20 protein-coding genes and 1 riboswitch are annotated in these 17,365 nt (G+C 58.0%); of the genes, 11 read left to right on the top strand and 9 right to left on the bottom strand.

Annotated elements, in window-relative coordinates; genetic code table 11:
• Nucleotides 1-2: 2 nt before the first annotated feature.
• A riboswitch (SAM-SAH riboswitch) is annotated at nt 3-51 on the bottom strand.
• A gap of 42 nt (nt 52-93) precedes the next feature.
• The 6 genes from lnt to miaB form a co-directional block, all read right to left on the bottom strand.
• On the bottom strand, nt 94-1,590 hold the full coding sequence (gene lnt / locus ACR0JB_RS18330) for an apolipoprotein N-acyltransferase (protein WP_170399144.1): 1,497 nt from the start codon (nt 1,588-1,590) through the stop codon (nt 94-96).
• The gene (locus tag ACR0JB_RS18325; protein WP_170399141.1) at nt 1,587-2,477 is read right to left on the bottom strand and encodes a hemolysin family protein; all 891 of its coding nucleotides are present in this window, start codon (nt 2,475-2,477) and stop codon (nt 1,587-1,589) included. The genes lnt and ACR0JB_RS18325 overlap by 4 nt, the downstream gene beginning before the upstream one ends.
• Before the next feature lie 35 nt (nt 2,478-2,512).
• Nucleotides 2,513-3,007, bottom strand: a complete 495-nt coding sequence (gene ybeY, locus ACR0JB_RS18320) for an rRNA maturation RNase YbeY (protein WP_170399138.1) — start codon at nt 3,005-3,007, stop codon at nt 2,513-2,515.
• Between the two features lie 33 nt (nt 3,008-3,040).
• Nucleotides 3,041-4,063, bottom strand: a complete 1,023-nt coding sequence (locus tag ACR0JB_RS18315) for a PhoH family protein (protein ID WP_170351771.1) — start codon at nt 4,061-4,063, stop codon at nt 3,041-3,043.
• Nucleotides 4,064-4,207: 144 nt separating this feature from the next.
• Nucleotides 4,208-4,972, bottom strand: coding sequence for an outer membrane protein (locus ACR0JB_RS18310; RefSeq protein WP_170351772.1), 765 nt, complete (start codon nt 4,970-4,972; stop codon nt 4,208-4,210).
• Nucleotides 4,973-5,155: 183 nt separating this feature from the next.
• Nucleotides 5,156-6,475 carry a tRNA (N6-isopentenyl adenosine(37)-C2)-methylthiotransferase MiaB gene (miaB, locus tag ACR0JB_RS18305; protein WP_170506569.1) on the bottom strand — a complete coding sequence of 440 codons (1,320 nt, stop codon included), beginning with the start codon at nt 6,473-6,475 and terminating at the stop codon, nt 5,156-5,158.
• A 120-nt stretch (nt 6,476-6,595) separates the two neighbouring features.
• Here miaB and ACR0JB_RS18300 point away from each other — a divergent pair, with 120 nt between their 5' ends.
• Nucleotides 6,596-7,459, top strand: a complete 864-nt coding sequence (locus ACR0JB_RS18300) for a hypothetical protein (RefSeq protein ID WP_170414126.1) — start codon at nt 6,596-6,598, stop codon at nt 7,457-7,459.
• A gap of 7 nt (nt 7,460-7,466) precedes the next feature.
• Here ACR0JB_RS18300 and ACR0JB_RS18295 read toward each other — a convergent pair whose 3' ends face one another.
• On the bottom strand, nt 7,467-8,264 hold the full coding sequence (locus ACR0JB_RS18295; RefSeq protein WP_170506572.1) for a phytanoyl-CoA dioxygenase family protein: 798 nt from the start codon (nt 8,262-8,264) through the stop codon (nt 7,467-7,469).
• Nucleotides 8,265-8,351: 87 nt separating this feature from the next.
• On the opposite strand from ACR0JB_RS18295, the gene ACR0JB_RS18290 reads away from it, so the two are divergent.
• Nucleotides 8,352-9,242, top strand: coding sequence for a LysR family transcriptional regulator (locus ACR0JB_RS18290; protein WP_170506574.1), 891 nt, complete (start codon nt 8,352-8,354; stop codon nt 9,240-9,242).
• 2 nt (nt 9,243-9,244) lie between these two features.
• On the opposite strand, the gene irrA is transcribed toward ACR0JB_RS18290, so the two are convergent.
• Nucleotides 9,245-9,661 (bottom strand): iron response transcriptional regulator IrrA, encoded by a 417-nt coding sequence (gene irrA / locus ACR0JB_RS18285; RefSeq protein ID WP_170506576.1) that lies wholly within the window; start codon nt 9,659-9,661, stop codon nt 9,245-9,247.
• A 188-nt stretch (nt 9,662-9,849) separates the two neighbouring features.
• Between irrA and fabA the strand changes: the two genes are divergently transcribed.
• The 4 genes from fabA to ACR0JB_RS18265 are packed head-to-tail and all read left to right on the top strand — an operon-like array spanning nt 9,850 to nt 12,662.
• Nucleotides 9,850-10,359: a bifunctional 3-hydroxydecanoyl-ACP dehydratase/trans-2-decenoyl-ACP isomerase gene (fabA, locus tag ACR0JB_RS18280; RefSeq protein WP_058283235.1), complete on the top strand. Its 510-nt coding sequence runs from the start codon at nt 9,850-9,852 to the stop codon at nt 10,357-10,359.
• Nucleotides 10,360-10,390: 31 nt separating this feature from the next.
• Nucleotides 10,391-11,620: a beta-ketoacyl-ACP synthase I gene (fabB, locus tag ACR0JB_RS18275; RefSeq protein WP_170399115.1), complete on the top strand. Its 1,230-nt coding sequence runs from the start codon at nt 10,391-10,393 to the stop codon at nt 11,618-11,620.
• Between the two features lie 5 nt (nt 11,621-11,625).
• Nucleotides 11,626-12,417 carry an enoyl-ACP reductase FabI gene (locus tag ACR0JB_RS18270; RefSeq protein ID WP_170351779.1) on the top strand — a complete coding sequence of 264 codons (792 nt, stop codon included), beginning with the start codon at nt 11,626-11,628 and terminating at the stop codon, nt 12,415-12,417.
• Nucleotides 12,418-12,476: 59 nt separating this feature from the next.
• Nucleotides 12,477-12,662, top strand: a complete 186-nt coding sequence (locus ACR0JB_RS18265) for a hypothetical protein (RefSeq protein ID WP_170351780.1) — start codon at nt 12,477-12,479, stop codon at nt 12,660-12,662.
• 23 nt (nt 12,663-12,685) lie between these two features.
• Here the strand turns inward: ACR0JB_RS18265 and ACR0JB_RS18260 are convergent, their stop codons facing one another.
• Nucleotides 12,686-13,114, bottom strand: coding sequence for an FKBP-type peptidyl-prolyl cis-trans isomerase (locus ACR0JB_RS18260; RefSeq protein ID WP_170378947.1), 429 nt, complete (start codon nt 13,112-13,114; stop codon nt 12,686-12,688).
• Nucleotides 13,115-13,241: 127 nt separating this feature from the next.
• On the opposite strand from ACR0JB_RS18260, the gene ACR0JB_RS18255 reads away from it, so the two are divergent.
• Genes ACR0JB_RS18255 through ACR0JB_RS18235 form a run of 5 tightly spaced genes read left to right on the top strand, consistent with a single transcriptional unit; the run spans nt 13,242 to nt 17,309 of the window.
• Nucleotides 13,242-13,928 (top strand): haloacid dehalogenase type II, encoded by a 687-nt coding sequence (locus ACR0JB_RS18255; RefSeq protein WP_170399112.1) that lies wholly within the window; start codon nt 13,242-13,244, stop codon nt 13,926-13,928.
• Nucleotides 13,928-14,755: an alpha/beta fold hydrolase gene (locus ACR0JB_RS18250; RefSeq protein WP_170399096.1), complete on the top strand. Its 828-nt coding sequence runs from the start codon at nt 13,928-13,930 to the stop codon at nt 14,753-14,755. Before ACR0JB_RS18255 ends, ACR0JB_RS18250 begins: the two co-directional genes overlap by 1 nt.
• Nucleotides 14,752-15,726 (top strand): threonine ammonia-lyase, encoded by a 975-nt coding sequence (locus tag ACR0JB_RS18245; protein WP_170399093.1) that lies wholly within the window; start codon nt 14,752-14,754, stop codon nt 15,724-15,726. The genes ACR0JB_RS18250 and ACR0JB_RS18245 overlap by 4 nt, the downstream gene beginning before the upstream one ends.
• Nucleotides 15,727-15,785: 59 nt before the next feature.
• Nucleotides 15,786-16,574: a 3-oxoadipate enol-lactonase gene (gene pcaD, locus ACR0JB_RS18240; RefSeq protein WP_170399091.1), complete on the top strand. Its 789-nt coding sequence runs from the start codon at nt 15,786-15,788 to the stop codon at nt 16,572-16,574.
• 12 nt (nt 16,575-16,586) lie between these two features.
• Nucleotides 16,587-17,309: an alpha/beta fold hydrolase gene (locus ACR0JB_RS18235; protein ID WP_170399089.1), complete on the top strand. Its 723-nt coding sequence runs from the start codon at nt 16,587-16,589 to the stop codon at nt 17,307-17,309.
• Nucleotides 17,310-17,365 lie beyond the last annotated feature (56 nt).

Below are 17,365 nucleotides of genomic sequence, written 5' to 3'. Positions count from 1 at the left end.
AGTGCTCCATTAAGATTTCCCCATCACGCCAGGAAGCCGTTGTGACGAGCATGCGAGGAGATACGCCCACACAAACACAGGGTCAATCGGTAATTATGCATGCGCCCGCCGGGCGTTGCGCCAAAACAGCGCGAAGAAAGCCGCCAGTAGGACAAAGACCGGAACATCCCCATTCCTGGAATACACCGTTGAGACAAACGGAGCAGGCAGTTTTGCATCGAAAAATCCAGCCTGACCCAATGGAAGCGCCTGCGTGATGCGCCCCAAGGGGTCAATCATCGCCGACACGCCGGTATTGGCTGACCGCATCATCGGCAGGCCTTGCTCAATCGCGCGCATCTGAGCCTGGGCTAGATGCTGATAGGGTCCAGACCGTGTGCCGAACCACGCATCGTTGGTGATCTGCAACAGAAAATCCGCGCGCCCCGGCGCGGACAAAACATCCTGCGTGAACACAGCCTCATAACAGATCAACGGCAGCGCCTTGCCCAGCTTGCCCGCATCCATCAAAGCTGCCCCGGGCCCAGCGCTGAACCCATTGCCGGTGGTCGCCGCCATGCCAAAGATACCAAATTTTGCCATCACCTCGCCGAACGGTACATATTCCCCAAACGGGGCCAGGTGGTGCTTGTCGTACAGACCCTGCTGGTGGCCCTTCTCATCCAGATAGATCATCGAGTTATAGATACGCGGTCCGTCACCACGCTGAATGCCCAAAAAAACCGGCGTGCCCTGCGCCGCATCGGCAATGGCATCCAGATAGGGTTGCGCGCTGCTCAGCCAGGCAGGTACCGAGGTTTCGGGCCAAACAATCAGATCGGGCCGAGGCTGCGCCGCAGTAAACTCTATCTGGCGTGCAAAGAACAAAGGCGCGTATTCGGGGTCCCATTTTTGATGTTGCGGCGCGTTCGGTTGGATCAGGCGCACGACATGATCGGTTTCCGTAACCGCCGGGCGCGCGGAGGCATAGCCCAGCGCCAAACAGGCCGCGCCTACTGTCAGTCCAAGCGGTAATGCAAATCCACCGCGTTGCGCCAGTGCCGCCCCCAAGGGCAACGTCGCCAACAGGGTCAATGCGCCCAAACCATAGGGTCCGACCAATGACAACAGCTGGGCCACCGGAGAGCCGACCCAAACCTGCGTCAGCCCCGCCCATGGAAATCCTGTCAGCACATAGCCGCGGGCGATTTCCGCCAGCGACACGGTCACAACCAGAAAAACAGCTTGTGTGATTGCGCCACCCGCAGGCCGCCGCGCGACCCAGAAGGCCAGCGCCCAGAACAACGCCAACCCTCCGGCCATGAAGATCAGGGCAAAGGGTGCCATCCAAGCGTGACGTTCTGCGTCCACCAAGAACGGCTCGACAATCCAGCTGAGACCATGTGCGAAATACCCGGTGGCAAAAGCCCAGCCCAGCCAGGCGGCCCTGCCACGAGTCTCGGTTGACAGAAACAACGGCGCCAGCAGCACCAGAGCAACCAGCGTTGCCGCCCACAAACCAAACGGGGCAAGGCCAAACGCCGCCAGCGCACCCAGCAGCGCCGCCAATGCACATTTCAGCCAAATGGACCAACCCTGTGCAGGGTTCATACAACGAGATCCGGCAACATGACGCGCAGACGCTTGATCCGGCGTGGATCGGCGTCGATCACCTCGAATTCAGGGCCTTCAGGATGCAAGACAACCTCACCCCGCGCGGGCACCCGGCCCGACAGCATGAAGACCAGACCGCCCAGAGTGTCGATCTCTTCCTCATCCACGTCCTCGTGACTGGTCAGCGAGCGCCCGATCTCGGCCTCAAACTCTTCCAACGGGACGCGGGCCTGAACGATGTAACAACCCGGCTTGTCCTGAACCCAAAGCTGATCTTCATCCGCGTCATGTTCATCCGCGATTTCACCCACGACCTGTTCGATCAGATCCTCAATCGTCAGCAGCCCGTCGACACCACCATATTCGTCGATCACCAACGCCATATGGCGACGTTCCGTCTGCATCTTGGTCAGCAGAACCCCAATCGGCATCGAAGGCGGAACGAACAGCAACGTCCGCAGCATCTTGACCAGATCGAATTCACTGGACCCACCGTTGAATCCGTGGGTTAGGGCAAAGTCCTTTAGGTGGACGAACCCCAAAGGCGTGTCCAGCGTGCCCTCATACACCGGAATCCGCGACAGACCGCTTTCGCGGAACACCTGCGCCAGCTCATCCTTGGTGATTGTTGAAGGGACCGAGATGATCTCGGCCGTTGGGATGGCCACGTCCTCAACCCGCATCCGCCGCAGGTTGATCATGCCGCGCGGCTGTGCCTTGTCGACCTCGTGACCGTTGGTCACCTGGCTTTCCTCATCCTCGCCCTGCGGCGAAAACGCATCCACAATTCGAGAAAAGAAACCGGCTTTCTCTTTACTATCTTCACCGCTGTTCCTGGATTGCGCGCCCTGCGCCGCCATAGAACTGCCGTCTGTCTCGCCCATAATCCTATTCCAAATAATCGGCCTTGATGGCCCGTCTACACATTATATGGGTCATCGATACCCATTTTGCCAAGTATAGCGACCTCAACCGTTTCCATCAAAGTGGCGTCGGTGTCACGAATGTGATCATAGCCCAGCAGATGCAAGGTCCCGTGAATGATCAGGTGCATGACGTGATCATTCATTGATTTCCCTGCCTCATCCGCCTCGCGCGCGCAGGTGTCGTAGGCAATCGCAATGTCCCCCAACGGGATTTCACCGGTGAAGTCCGGCTCAGGCGGCGTCGGGCTCTGCCCCGATTCCTCGGCTGCCAAATCCTCGGCGGGCCAGCTGAGCACATTGGTCGGTGTGGGCTTTTCCCGAAACTCCGCATTCAGTTCGGCGATGCGCGCATCATCACAGGCCAAAAGGCTGACTTCACACAGGTCAGAGTCCAGACTGCAATAGTCCAACACCGCCTGAATGGCACGCGTGGCCAAGGGTTCCAGCCCCTGCCAACGTGCGTCTTCAATTGTCAGTTCAAGGTTCATGTCACCACGTCCAAAGCCTGCGGCTGCGGACGATTACCCCGTCTCACGGCCCGAGTCGGCCTCATACGCTTCGATAATGGCGGCGACAAGCGGGTGGCGGACCACATCTTTCGAGGTGAAGTAGTTAAAGCTGATATTCGGGATCGTTTTCAGCAAACGTTCCGCATCTTTCAGCCCCGACTGAACCCCGCGCGGCAGGTCGACTTGCGAGCGGTCACCTGTGATCACCATGCGGCTGCCCTCACCCAGACGGGTCAGAAACATTTTCATCTGCATGGTCGTGGCGTTTTGCGCCTCATCCAGCACTACAAATGCATTGGCCAGGGTTCGCCCGCGCATAAAGGCCAGAGGAGCAATTTCGATTCGTTTTTCCTCGATCAGCTTGGCCAGTTGTTTGCCGGGCAAAAAGTCATTCAGCGCGTCATACAACGGCTGCATGTACGGATCGACCTTGTCCTTCATGTCACCGGGCAGATAGCCCAGCTTTTCACCGGCCTCGACCGCGGGGCGGCTGAGGATAATCCGATCCACATGCCCACCGATAAACATCGACACGCCAGCGGCAACAGCCAGGTAGGTCTTACCCGTGCCTGCGGGACCGATCCCAAACGCAAGTTCATTTTGGAACAGCGACTGAACATAGGCCTTTTGCGCGTCTGTGCGCGGCTCGACCAGCTTTTTGCGGGTCTTGATCTCAACCGTGCCGCCCTTGAACATCTCAAGCTGATCACCGTCGCGGCTGCCGGTTTCCTGTTCCGATCCGCCCATCCGCAATTCGCGATCCACATCGGCGGCCTCAACATCGCGCCCACCTTCCAGACGGGTGTAAAGTGCCTGCAGCACCTCTATCGCCTGCTTCTGAGCGTCTTCGTCACCCATGACAACCAACTGATTGCCACGGCGCACGATCTGGACAGACAGCTTCGTTTCGATTTCGGTCAGGTTGCGGTCATACTCGCCGCACAAATCAATCAACAACCGATTGTCAGGGAATTCAACAAACGCCTCACTTTGGGGCATGTCATCTTGCGGTGGGGTAAGGGCACCGATGGCCAATCCGTTCTCCTGTCTTGGCGTTTATACCCTGAGCGTAGACAACATTTCTCGGTGGGCGCAAGCCACAGTTTCATTTTTTCCCAAACAGATGGTAAAACCGCCGAAATCAGACGCAGCCGAGCACCACCCCAATCGCAGGCAGCTTCAGAAGGTGTAATTCAATCCAAAACGCAAACCACGGTAGCGAGGGGTGGATTTTGTTGAGAACCCGTTGTCGAATTCAACCTCGCGCGAGTCGAATTGCACGTATTCAAACTCACCCGTGATCGACCAGTTGTCGTTCAGACTGTGTTCTGCACCGATACTGGCTGAAAACCCATTGCGAGAGTCACTGTCTTCAAAGGATTGAACCGTGCCGCCCGTGGACAGGCTGCTTGACGTTGTGATGTCACCCTGCACGTACCCGACCGAGACAAAATACAGAACGGTGCCGCTCTTGTTGGTCAAACCGTTGCGAAAACGTAGGGAAATAATGTCCGAAACCTCAGATCCGCCAGTAACAGCTACAGTGCCAATATCCATCGACACCTCATCGTCGATCTTTCCGAAGTCATAGCCGAGTTCGAACCCATAAACATAATCCCGGCCGCCGATTGCCGGCAGAACACCACGCCAACCGCCACGGATACCACCGTAGCCGCCACTCAGGTCCAGCTCTCCGATTTCGAAAAGATCCGTCTGGGTACGCAGTCCGAATCGGTCCGTGCCACCCGATGCATAGGCCCCGCTCAGGCCCAGATAGAACGCGCTGACGTCGCTGCCCAAACGCTTGGGACTGACAACCGGGGGATCCGTCACCCCCTGTTCAAGGTTACCCGCCACCGTTGCGCTGGAAAAAAGTGAAAGCACCAACACCGCCGGAAAAACAAACCGGCCGTTTGGCCCAAAGAAACGTGTTAGGAATTTCACTCGTACCCTCCATCGTCCTGGCCCGAAAACAGGGTCAGCACCGACCTGAATTTTAGGAAACAGAAACCCTTTTCCCCAAATACGTCTGGCTTTTGTCCGAACATAGTTGCTGGCGATAAATCAAGGGTTAATTTTTGAAACAATTACCCACTATGGCTTTCAAACAGCACTTTGGGAGGGGCATCAGATCAGCGCACCGGCCAGCGAATTTGCCCCTGAGGCGGTGATTTGAACACCTCGCAATTCTCCGACCGCGACATCGGCGTCAGACACGTGAACCGAATGTAAATACTCGGATTTCCCGACCATCTGGCCTGGCAGCCGTCCAGGTTTTTCAAACAGAACCTTGACCTTGCGCCCTACCATTGCGTCCTGAATTTCCCGCTGATGCCGCGTGATCAGGGCCTGCAGGCGCTGAAGACGGTCATCCGCCGCATCAGGATCAACCTGAGGCCGCTCGGCTGCAGGCGTTCCCGGACGTGTCGAGTATTTGAAGGAATAGGCATAGCCGTATTTGACCACTTCCACCAAATCCATGGTGGCCTGGAAATCCTCTTCGGTCTCTTCAGGGAAGCCAACGATGAAGTCCCCAGAGATCACGATATCGGGCCGCGCAGCGCGGATACGTTCGATCAGGCGCAGATAGCTTTCGGCGGTGTGGCTGCGATTCATGCGTTTGAGGATTCGGTCCGAGCCTGACTGCACCGGCAGATGCAGATACGGCATCAGTTTCTCGCAGGTTCCGTGCGCCTCGATCAGGTCGTCTGCCATGTCATTGGGGTGCGAGGTGGTAAAGCGGATGCGCTCCAACCCATCAACATTGTTCAACTCCCAAATCAGCCCGGCCAGTGTCATGTCTCCGTTTGCACCAGCCCCGTGATAGGCGTTGACGTTCTGACCCAACAGAGTGATCTCACGCACGCCGCGTTCAACCAGGTCTTGCGCCTCGCGGATAATACGATCTGCGGGTCGGCTGACTTCGGCACCGCGGGTATATGGCACCACGCAGAAGGCACAGAACTTGTCACAGCCTTCCTGCACGGTCAGAAACGCCGTCGGACCACGCTTGGCCTTGGGACGGTTTTTGAGCTTTTCGAACTTGTCCTCTTCGGGGAAATCCGTGTCCAGCGCCTTGGCACCGGTGCGCGTCTTCGCCTCCATCTCGGGCAGGCGGTGATAGCTTTGCGGCCCCACAACCAGATCAACCAGAGGCTGACGGCGCATAATCTCATCGCCCTCGGCCTGTGCCACACACCCCGCCACACCGATCTTGAGGTCAGGCTTTTCCGCTTTTAGGCCCTTGAACCTGCCAAGTTCGGAATAGACCTTTTCGGCGGCCTTTTCCCTGATATGGCAGGTGTTCAGCAAGATCATGTCGGCATCATCGGGGCTTTGCGTTTCCACATAGCCCTGCCCACCCAGCGTCTCGGACATGCGTTCGCTGTCGTAGACGTTCATCTGGCAACCGTAGGTTTTGATATACAGCTTTTTGGGTTCCGACATGGGTATGGCCTTTGCGCTGACGGGATCGGCGTCATCTATACCCTACGAACGCCGCTTGCAATGCCGGGGCGGATACCCGAATTTGACAGCAGATTCCAGCAAAGTGGAACCGGACAGGCAATGCAATACGACTCTCTCGACGATTTCCTCACCTCAGGCAAATCCGCCCTGGCCAAGGGCCCTGTCGCGCTGATCTTTGTTGAAGACAATGTCGAGGTCGACAGCACGCTCCGGCACCATCTGCATCTGGGCTTTAAGTCCGTGATTGCCTTCATGCCGCAGGATTTCGCACTGGGTTCTGAATTGTCTGACCGCATCCACAGGGTCACCCTGACCTGCGTACCCAGCACAGTTGCATTCGACACAATCAACAGGATCATTCAGGCCGCGCCGGGTATCTGGATGTATTATTGCTATAACGCCGAGTACCTGTTCTTTCCGTTTTGCGAGACCCGCACGGTGGGCGAATTGCTGGCCTTCCACGCCGAGGAACGCCGCGACGCGATGCTCAGCCATGTCGTCGACCTTTATGCAGATGACCTGAACACCTTTCCAAACGGCGTCGCCCCGGATCACGCCATGCTGGACAGCACAGGGTATTACGCCCACACCCGCCATGACGCCGAAGGCCACCCGGTCGAGAGGCAGCTCGACATGTCCGGCGGCCTGCGCTGGCGGTTCGAAGATCACATCCCCTATGAACGCCGCCGCATCGACCGGATTGCTCTGTTCAAATCGCGCAAGGGGCTGGAATTGCGGCCCGACCACACCTTTAACGAGCCGGAATACAACACCTATTCCTGCCCGTGGCATCACAATATGACGGCAGCCGTGTGTTCGTTCCGCGCCGCCAAAGCGTTGAAGACCAACGCCGGGTCCACTTTCGACATTCCAAGTTTCTGTTGGCACAACTCGGTGCCATTTCAGTGGAAATCCGGCCAATTGCTCGATCTCGGACTGATCGAATCGGGCCAGTGGTTTTGAGCTCGCTCTAGCGTCGTAGCAGCACCGGGAACCAGTCCTCGCGCAGGCGTTGACCGTGCGTCATGCCATGGCCAGGATACGGCGGTGAAGTCCGGCCTGGACGCTCCACATACCGTGCATCATCCCCGACCAAACGCAGCGAAAACGCCCGACGGCGGCTGTCTGATTGGTTGCCGCGCGCGCCGTGCAGCGTGCGATAGTTGAACGCCACTGCATCACCCGGCTCCATTTCGAATTCCACAACTTTCATGCCCTCGGCATCCGGGTCCGGAACGGGGATGTACTGGCCTTCGTCGGGGAAGAACCCTTCTTCCGATACCCAGCGGGTCGGCAACACCTCTTTCTGCCAACGGTGTGACCCCGCCACGCAGCGCAGCGTCGCTTTTTTAACCGGGTCGAGCGGCGACCAGAAGCTGATGGTCTGCTGCCCCTCGACAAAGTAATATGGACCATCCTGATGCCACGGTGTCGCCATTGAGGTGCCCGGCTCTTTGACCAGAACGTGATCGTGAAACATCTGCACGGTTTGGGACTGCATCAGATCCGCTGCAACCTCGGCCACCGGAGAGTTTTCGATCACATCCCGGAACTGATCAATCCGCGACCAGTTGCAGTAATCGTCAAAGAACAGACCGGTCTCGCCCTGTTTCTTGTTTTCTGACGCGTACGGGCCGGGTTCTGCCATATTCGCGGCAACGCCTTCGCGCAGCGCTTCGACGTGACCGGTATAAAGCCCCTTGATCAGGACCACGCCGTCCTGCTGGAAAGTGTTGATCATCTCTTGCGTGACCAGAGGGTGTGTCATGTCAGTCTCCGTGCCGTAGGGTTGTGTGATCTGCACATGACAAAGCCCTCTGTTCAAGTAATATCTTTCAAAGGTAGACTTAATTTCATGTTATATATTTCCTTGCGCCAATATGAATATGTCTGCGCCATCGGGCGGCATGGCAGCCTGTCCGCCGCCGCACTGCACCTGAATGTCTCGCAACCTGCGCTGTCCAACGCATTGACGCGGGTCGAGGAACAGCTGGGTTATCCCCTGTTCGCCCGCAGGCGCGGAGCAGCCATGGCGCTGACACCACAGGGCCGCAGTTTCATCGATGAGGCCGAGGCGCTGCTGGCCAGTGCCGCCCGGTTGGAAAATGCCACTGATAGAGACGTGGGTAAGACCCGGTTGCGGCTGGGGTGTTTTGTTGATCTGGCGCCCTTCCTGCTTTCACGCGCCTTGCGCCAGTTACGTGTGCAGATGCCGGACGTTGCAATCACCTACAGGGTAGACAGTTTCGAAGGGCTGATCTCGGGCCTGATTGACGGGCGGATTGACCTTGCCCTGACCTATGGGCTCAGCATGGATGCAGGTTTTACCCAGCAGACGCTGTTCACAAGCACGCCGCATGCTCTGCTGGCGCCGGATCATCCCTTGGCCGCACACAGCGACGTTTCCCTTCAGGACCTGGCGGCCTACCCGCTGATCCTGTCAGAGGAAGGGTTGTCGGCACAGCATGTATTGGGGCTGTTTCGCCAGATCGGGGAAAACCCAACGGTCGCACATCGCGCGGCCTCATTGGAAATTCAGCGCAGCCTTGCGGCACATGGCGAAGGGGTTGCAATCAGCTATGCCAATCCCCCCGCCCATACCAGTTATGATGGGATGCCCTTGCTAAGCCTGCCCGTTTCGGACCCATTTACGGCAGAACCCGTGGTGCTGGCACTACATGGCACTGGCCCCTCGGACACGCAGATTGCGACCGCCGAGCAGGCCCTATCTGATCTAAAACCGTAAGATTACTTTTTGCGCAGACGGATCACGACATCGACCGATGCGACTTCAACCCCTTCGGGTGCCTCGGGCAAGCGCTGAATCACCAATTGATCCGAGGGCGCATCACTTAGGCGGCTCTCATCCTCCCAGAAAAAGTGGGGGTGATCATGGGTGTTGGTATCGAAATAGCTTTTTGACCCGTCCACCGTGATTTCCTGCAGCACCCCGGCGTCGCAAAACGCGCGCAGGGTGTTGTACACGGTCGCAAGCGAAACAGCATCGCCGTTCTTCTTGGCCGCATCAAACAGGCTTTCGGCTGTGACATGACGATGTTTGCCGTCGCCCACCAGCAATTCGGCCAAGGCAACGCGCTGACGCGTCGGGCGTAATCCTGCGTCAACCAACCAGGAAGTCGCTATGTTTTGGCTCTGAGGTGTCATGAATCCGATACCTGTTCTTTTCTGAACTATATATAAGTGTTCCGGCCAGGCAATTTCAAATGAAATTCATTCGCAAAGAATGCCCTGAACACAACATGATGTGGGCGACCGCTCTTGCAGGACCTTGCATACGGGTGCTAGGTGAGGCCAGATTAGATAAACGGACCCCTGGCAGGAGAGGCGGCAGAATGGCCCAATTCCCGAGCAGCTTTGACAAAGACGATCTGCTGAAATGCGCCCGTGGCGAGTTATTCGGCCCCGGTAACGCGCAGCTACCTGCTCCGCCGATGCTGATGATGGACCGCATCACCGACATTTCGGAAGATGGCGGTGCGCACGGAAAAGGCCATGTGCTGGCCGAATTCGATATTACCCCGGACCTGTGGTTCTTTGACTGCCACTTCCCCGGCAACCCAATCATGCCTGGCTGTCTTGGGCTGGACGGTTTGTGGCAGCTTACCGGCTTCAACCTGGGCTGGCGTGGCTGGCAGGGGCGCGGCATGGCCGTGGGCGTGGGCGAGGTCAAACTGACCGGCATGGTGCGCCCGGACCGTAAAATGCTGACCTACAAGATTGATTTCAAGAAAGCGATCCAGACTCGCCGTCTGACGATGGGCGTGGCAGATGGTATCGTCGAAGCGGACGGCGAAATGATTTACGACGTCAAAGATATGAAAGTCGTTCTGTCCGAAGCCTAAGCCGGACTGGCTTGAAATAAGGAGCACGCACATGCGTCGAGTAGTTGTCACCGGTCTGGGGGTTGTCTCTTCCATCGGGAACAATGCCGAAGAGGTTCTGGCCTCACTCAAGGCCGGTAAATCCGGCATCGTGGCCAATGAGCAGATGGTCGAACATGGCTTTCGCAGCCAAATCGCCGGATCGCTGGATATTGATGTATCCGAGCATGTAGACAAGCGCACCCTGCGCTTCATGGGGCCCGGTGCGGCCTATGCCCATATTGCCATGACCCAGGCAATTGCAGATTCACGCCTGACCGAAGATCAGGTTCAAAACCCACGCACCGGGCTAGTCGCCGGATCGGGCGGCCCGTCGACCAGCGCCATGCTGACCGCGCATCAGACGGTGCTGAAAACCGGCGCAACCAAGCGCATCGGCCCCTTTGCGGTTCCAAAATGCATGTGCTCGACGATTTCCGCGAACTTGGCAACCGCGTTTAAGATCAAGGGCATCAACTATTCGATCACCTCGGCCTGTTCGACCTCGCTGCATTGCATCGGCAACGCGGCCGAACAGATCATGCTGGGCAAACAGGACGTTATGTTCGCCGGCGGCGGTGAAGAACTGGACTGGACCCTGTCTTGCCTGTTCGACGCGATGGGCGCGATGTCCTCGAAATACAACGACTCGCCCGACAAAGCCTCGCGCGCGTTCGACCAGAATCGCGACGGGTTCGTGATCTCGGGTGGCGGCGGCATCGTCGTGCTTGAGGATCTGGAGCACGCGCTGGCCCGCGGCGCCAAGATTTATGCCGAAGTGACCGGCTATGCCGCGACCTCGGACGGCCACGACATGGTAGCCCCGTCTGGTGAGGGTGGCGAGCGCGCGATGCGCTTGGCCCTGTCGACACTGCCCGAAGGCCGCAAGGTCGGCTACATCAACGCCCACGGTACCTCGACCCCGGTCGGCGACGTGGGTGAGGTTGAGGCCGTGCGCCGTATCTTTGGCGAAGGCAATGTGCCCCCGATTTCATCGACCAAGTCGATGACGGGCCACGCACAGGGTGCCGCAGGCGCGCTTGAGGCGGTGTTCTGCCTGCTGATGCTGCACCATGATTTCATTACTCCGTCGATCAATGTCGACACACTTGCCGAAGGCATCCTGCCCGGTGAAATTGCAACTCAAGTAGTTGAAAACGCAGGCTTGGACAGCGTGATGACCAACAGCTTCGGCTTTGGTGGCACCAACGGGTCCATGGTTCTGTCAAAGTATAACGGGTGAATACGATGTCGGATACTCTCAAGGGCAAACGCGGCCTGATCATGGGCGTGGCAAATGACCGCTCGATTGCATGGGGCATCGCCAAGGCCATGCACGAAGCCGGCGCAGAACTGGCGTTCACCTATCAGGGCGAAGCGTTCGGTAAGCGGCTGGAGCCATTGGCGCAAAGCCTGGGCAGCGATTTCATGGTGGATGCGGATGTCACCGACGACGAATCTTTGGACCGTGCTTTCGATGAGCTGGGCGCGCGCTGGCCTAGCATCGACTTCGTAGTTCACGCGATTGCCTACTCGGACAAATCCGAGCTGACGGGCCGGTTCCTCAACACCACGCGGGCGAATTTCAAACACTCCATGGATGTGTCTGCCTATTCGTTTATCGAGGTTGCGCGCCGCGCTTACCCGTTGATGAAGGACAATGGCGGTTCACTGCTGACGCTGACCTATCAGGGTTCGAACCGCGTTGTGCCGAACTACAACGTCATGGGCGTGGCCAAGGCGGCGCTGGAATCGGCGACCCGCTATCTGGCCAATGATCTGGGCCCCGAAGGCATCCGAGTGAACGCCATCTCGCCCGGCCCGATGAAAACGCTGGCAGGTGCGGCCATCGGCGGCGCACGCAAGACCTACAAGTTCTGCGATCAGAATGCACCGATGCGTGCAAACGCAACGCTCGAAGCCGTCGGTGGCACCGCAGTTTACCTGACTTCGGACGCTGGGGCCTGCACTTCGGGTGAGATCATTCGGGTAGACGGAGGGTTCCACGTTCTGGGAATGCCGCAACCCGATCACATGTGACCCGATCTTTCCCTGTCCGCGCCAAGATTTAACCATCTTTTTCGGGCAGTGATAGCGGCATGAGCAAAGCAGAACAAATCATCGCCACCACCACACGGGCATCCCGGCGCAAATCGGGTTTTCTGGGGCAACGCGGCCGGATCGCATTGCTGGCCCTGACCACGCTGCTGATGCTGTTTGTGTTCTTCACACAGGCAGAAGTCCGCACCACTCTCACATCCTGGACCAGCCTGATTTCAGGCTGATCCAACACGCTGGCCCACGGTTGTCAGTTGATTGAAACAACCTCGATATCAAAAATCAGATCCTGCCCGGCCAACGGGTGATTGGCGTCCAGCGTGACGGTTGCGTCATCCACCTCCACCACCGTCACAGGCAGCGCTTGCCCATCCGGTGTCTGCATCTGTAGCTGAGTGCCAGGCTCAAGCGGGATGTCATCCGGTATCCCTTCGCGCGGGATCTGCTGCCGCATCGCCGGATTGATCGGGCCATAGGCATCCACGCAGGCAATCTCGACCCGTTTTTTCTCACCCGTTGTCAGGCCGGGCATAGCCGTATCCAGACCGGGAATGATTTGACCGGACCCAACCACAAATTCCAGCGGGTCGCGCCCTTCGGAACTGTCGAACACGTTTCCGTCCAGCAAAGTACCCTTGTAATGGATGCGAACCGTGTCGCCTTGTTTGATCTCGGTCATAGGTGGCCTCCGGCCGTTAAGAAATTGAGCGGCCAACCCTAGGGGGTAACGCGCTATTGTAAACCCTCCCCCCTTTTGTGCCTGCACCACTTGTGCCAACCTGCGCGCGAATGAGGGAGGGGAATTGATGCCGATCACCACTTGCGTATTCGATGCCTATGGCACGCTGTTCGACGTTGCCGCCGCCGCGCGGCAAGCCGCATCCGAGCCCGGGTTCGAGAAGCTGCAACAGAAATGGCCCGAATTGGCAAATCATTGGCGGCTGAAACAGTTGCAATACACTTGGCTGCGCGCGATCACCGATGCCCATGCCGATTTCTGGGATGTCACGCAAGACGGGCTGGACTGGGCGTTGGACGCCACCGGGCTTGAGGGCGATCCCACCCTGCGCCAACGTCTGCTGGACCTGTATTGGGAATTGCAGGCCTATCCGGAAGTACCCCAGATGCTGACCGCCCTGAAAGAGGGCGGTCTGAACACCGCGATTCTGTCCAACGGGTCGCCGCCCATGCTGGATGGTGCGGTGCAATCGGCAGGAATCGGCGGCGTGCTGGACGACGTGCTGTCAGTCGAAAGTGTTGGCGTCTTCAAACCTCACTCCAGTGTCTACGATCTGGTGCAGCAGCGTTTCGACTGTGCCCGTGACGAGGTACTTTTTGTCAGCTCGAATGGGTGGGACGCCGCCGGGGCCAGCGGGTACGGGTTCGTAACCGCCTGGGTTAATCGTGCAGATGAGCCAATGGACCGCTTGCCATGGACGCCCGCACATGTTCTGTCCGACCTGACAACGATCCCTCAACTGGCCGGAGTTTAATGGCTTTTTTCACCACGTCTGATGACAGGCGCCTTTTCTTCGATGACATCGGTGCCGGTACTCCGGTGCTGTGCCTTGCTGGGCTGACCCGCAACAGTCAGGATTTCGCGTTCCTGGCGCCACATATCACCGATGTGCGGATGATCACGATGGATTACCGGGGGCGCGGGCAATCGGATCATGACCCGGACTACATGAACTATAACATCGTTCGCGAATCCCTTGATGTGATCGAATTGCTGGATCATCTCAGATTGGACCGTGTGGTTGTCTTAGGCACTTCGCGCGGTGGGTTGATTGCCATGGCGCTGGCCGTCAGTCATCCCGAACGGCTGTCCGGAGTGATTCTGAATGATGTCGGCCCTGTGATCGACCCTGTAGGTATTGCCAAGATCATGGATTATGTAGGCAAACAGCCGACTTCAAAAACCTATGACGAGGCCGCGAAAATCTTACAGCAGGTGATGGAACAGCAATTCCCCGGGGTTTCGCTGGACCGGTGGCGGCAGCAGGCGGAAATCCAATACGAACTGACCGACGATGGCCTGACTTTGCGCTATGATCCGGCCTTGCGCACTGCATTACTGGAACAAACCGCTGCGGGCAAATTTCCGGATTTGTGGATGTTCTTCGAAGCCTTGCGCGATATTCCGACAGGTGTCATTCGGGGCGCAAATTCGGATGTTCTCGGCAAGGATACGCTGGTCGAGATGCACAAGCGCCACCCCGATCTTATCTCAGCAGAAATACCGGATCGCGGCCATGTGCCGTTTCTGGACGAACCGCAGTCTTTGGCCCTTATCCGCAAAGTATTGGATACCGTATGAGCACTTTGGAGATGATCGAAGCCGCCGCCGATCGGCTGCGTGGTCACATTCGGGAAACACCGCTGCTCACCTCGCCGTTTCTGGATGACCTGGCCGGTCGTCGGGTGCTGGTAAAGCCCGAATGCCTGCAACATACGGGCAGCTTCAAGTTCCGTGGCGCGTGGTCGGCGATCTCGGCGCTGAACGCTCAGGACCGACAGCGCGGCGTGATCGCCTATTCCTCGGGCAATCACGCGCAAGGCGTGGCTTTGGCGGCAACACGGCACGGCATTTCGTCAGTGATCATCATGCCCTCGGACGCGCCCCAGTTGAAGATCGACAACACCCGCGCGCTGGGGGGTGAGGTCGTCCTGTATGATCGCGCAAACGAAAGCCGCGAGGAGATTGGCGAATCCCTGGCCACCGAACGCGGCCTGACCCTGATCCGCCCTTATGATGAACCGCAGGTAATCGCCGGTCAGGGCACTACCGGGCTGGAGCTTGTTCGGCAGGCCGCCGAAATGGGCGTTAAGCAAGGCGATGTTTTGGTCTGCTGCGGTGGCGGCGGGCTGACTTCGGGGATCGCGCTGGCGCTCGAAGGTCACGCACCCGGTCTGCGCGCCCGCCCCTGTGAGCCCGAAGGCTTCGACGACGTCAAACGCTCATTGGCCAGCGGTCAGATTCAGGCCAATGCTGAAACTGCGGGCAATATATGTGACGCGATCCTGACGCCGCAGCCCGGACAGATTACCTTTCCAATTCTCAGCCGCTTGTGTGGTCCGGGCCTGTCGGTCACCGAAGAGGAAGCCATGCGTGCGATGGCTCTGGCCTTTCTGCGTTTGAAAATCGTGCTAGAACCGGGCGGCGCGGTATCGTTGGCTTCTGCCCTTTTCCGCAAGGAAAAAATCGAAGGCGACGCGGTGATCGTCGTGGCCTCGGGGGGCAATGTGGACCCGGAAGTCTTTGGAAAAGCGCTGGAATTCCTGACCTGACATTGGACAATGTTTGGGTCAACCTGATTCCTTAAAGTATGACGACAGGGGATTGTGTCATGCAGATCGCAGATATTGGAGAAGTGCAGCTGCACTATCGCGTCGATGGTGATCCAAACGGCGCACCCATTGTTTTTGCCAACTCGCTAGGAACCGACCTGCGCCTTTGGGACGCGATGCTGCCGCATCTGCCTGCCGGTTTACGGATCATTCGCTATGACAAGCGCGGGCATGGCCTGTCGTCACAACCGCCTGCCCCGTATTCCATGGGCGCGCTGGTGCGCGATGCCGAGGCATTGCTGGATCTGTTGGACGTTCGCGATTGCGTCTTTGTCGGCCTGTCCATCGGCGGTTTGATCGCGCAGGGATTGGCGGTAAAGCGTATGGATCAAATCCGCGCGCTGGTCCTGTCGAACACCGCCGCCAAGATCGGCATCCCTTCAATCTGGCAGGACCGTATGGATGCGGTGCGCCAAGGCGGTATCGAAGCGCTGGCCGATGCGACGATGGAACGGTGGTTTTCCAAAAGTTTCCGCTCAGAGCCGGAACACTTGCTGTGGCGCAACATGATGGTGCGACAACCCGTTGACGGTTATCTGGGTTGCTGCGCGGCGATTTCGGGCACGGATTTCTACACCCCCACCAGCGGTTTGCGCCTGCCGACGCTGGGCATTGCCGGCAGCGAGGACGGCTCGACCCCTCCGGATCTGGTGCGCGAAACCGTTGAAACTATCCCTGGCTCGAAATTCGAATTGATGCGCCGGGCCGGTCACCTGCCCTGTGTTGAACAACCGGCGGAATACGCCGCCCTGCTGCGTAATTTTCTGACCGATATTGGACATATTTGAAGGAGCACTGTTTTGGCAGATTTTCTGTTGATCCATGGATCGTGTCATGGCGCATGGTGCTGGCGTGATGTCATTCCCGCCCTGACGGCACTGGGTCACACGGCGCGCGCAATTGACCTGCCCAGCCACGGCTCGGACCCGACACCGATTGTCGATGTCACGCTGGACAGTTGCCGCGATGCAGTTCTTTCGGCTTCGACTCCGAAAACGATCCTCGTTGGCCATTCCTGGGGCGGCTATCCCATCAGCGCCGCCGCCGAGGCAGCCCCGAACGCAATGCGGGCCCTGATCTATCTGTGCGCATATGTTCCGCAAGACGGTCTTTCGATGATTGAGATGCGCAAAAGGGCCCCGCGCCAACTGGTCGTTGATGCCGTCGAAAAATCCACCGATTGCCTGTCCTACACGTTCAGGCCAGACATGGTGCAAGATTTGTTTTATCACGATTGCGCACCTGAAACCGTACCCTATGCCCTTGCGCGCATGTGCCCTCAGCCCATCGCACCGCAGGAAACCCCGCTGTCCCTTGCAGATAATTTCGCGCGTGTCCCCAAAGCTTACATCACCGCGACGGACGACCATACGATCCCAAGGGAATACGAAGAACAGATGAGCCACGTCGCGCCCGAAGGTTTGCGGACATCGATCAACAGTTCGCATTCTCCGTTCTTTTCTCATCCCCGTCTTCTGTCCGAAATCCTGGACGATCTGGAACAAAAATTACCGGCGGCATGACCTGACGTTACAGGTGCTTCACAGGTGAACGAAGCGTGATAGGGTCCGGGCGAATC

The sequence above is a fragment of the Ruegeria sp. BI7 genome (assembly GCF_056537925.1).
The sequence above is the reverse complement of the archived record's forward strand: the minus strand, read 5'-3'. Positions and strand labels throughout refer to the sequence as shown.

Bases quoted from the DNA above. Each gene is read 5' to 3' on its own strand.
- lnt (WP_170399144.1), bottom strand. From the start codon at position 1,590: ATGAACCCTGCACAGGGTTGGTCCATTTGGCTGAAATGTGCATTGGCG.
- ACR0JB_RS18325 (WP_170399141.1), bottom strand. From the start codon at position 2,477: ATGGGCGAGACAGACGGCAGTTCTATGGCGGCGCAGGGCGCGCAATCC.
- ybeY (WP_170399138.1), bottom strand. From the start codon at position 3,007: ATGAACCTTGAACTGACAATTGAAGACGCACGTTGGCAGGGGCTGGAA.
- miaB (WP_170506569.1), bottom strand. From the start codon at position 6,475: ATGTCGGAACCCAAAAAGCTGTATATCAAAACCTACGGTTGCCAGATG.
- ACR0JB_RS18300 (WP_170414126.1), top strand. From the start codon at position 6,596: ATGCAATACGACTCTCTCGACGATTTCCTCACCTCAGGCAAATCCGCC.
- ACR0JB_RS18295 (WP_170506572.1), bottom strand. From the start codon at position 8,264: ATGACACACCCTCTGGTCACGCAAGAGATGATCAACACTTTCCAGCAG.
- ACR0JB_RS18290 (WP_170506574.1), top strand. From the start codon at position 8,352: ATGTTATATATTTCCTTGCGCCAATATGAATATGTCTGCGCCATCGGG.
- irrA (WP_170506576.1), bottom strand. From the start codon at position 9,661: ATGACACCTCAGAGCCAAAACATAGCGACTTCCTGGTTGGTTGACGCA.
- fabA (WP_058283235.1), top strand. From the start codon at position 9,850: ATGGCCCAATTCCCGAGCAGCTTTGACAAAGACGATCTGCTGAAATGC.
- fabB (WP_170399115.1), top strand. From the start codon at position 10,391: ATGCGTCGAGTAGTTGTCACCGGTCTGGGGGTTGTCTCTTCCATCGGG.
- ACR0JB_RS18270 (WP_170351779.1), top strand. From the start codon at position 11,626: ATGTCGGATACTCTCAAGGGCAAACGCGGCCTGATCATGGGCGTGGCA.
- ACR0JB_RS18265 (WP_170351780.1), top strand. From the start codon at position 12,477: ATGAGCAAAGCAGAACAAATCATCGCCACCACCACACGGGCATCCCGG.
- ACR0JB_RS18260 (WP_170378947.1), bottom strand. From the start codon at position 13,114: ATGACCGAGATCAAACAAGGCGACACGGTTCGCATCCATTACAAGGGT.
- ACR0JB_RS18255 (WP_170399112.1), top strand. From the start codon at position 13,242: ATGCCGATCACCACTTGCGTATTCGATGCCTATGGCACGCTGTTCGAC.
- ACR0JB_RS18250 (WP_170399096.1), top strand. From the start codon at position 13,928: ATGGCTTTTTTCACCACGTCTGATGACAGGCGCCTTTTCTTCGATGAC.
- ACR0JB_RS18245 (WP_170399093.1), top strand. From the start codon at position 14,752: ATGAGCACTTTGGAGATGATCGAAGCCGCCGCCGATCGGCTGCGTGGT.
- pcaD (WP_170399091.1), top strand. From the start codon at position 15,786: ATGCAGATCGCAGATATTGGAGAAGTGCAGCTGCACTATCGCGTCGAT.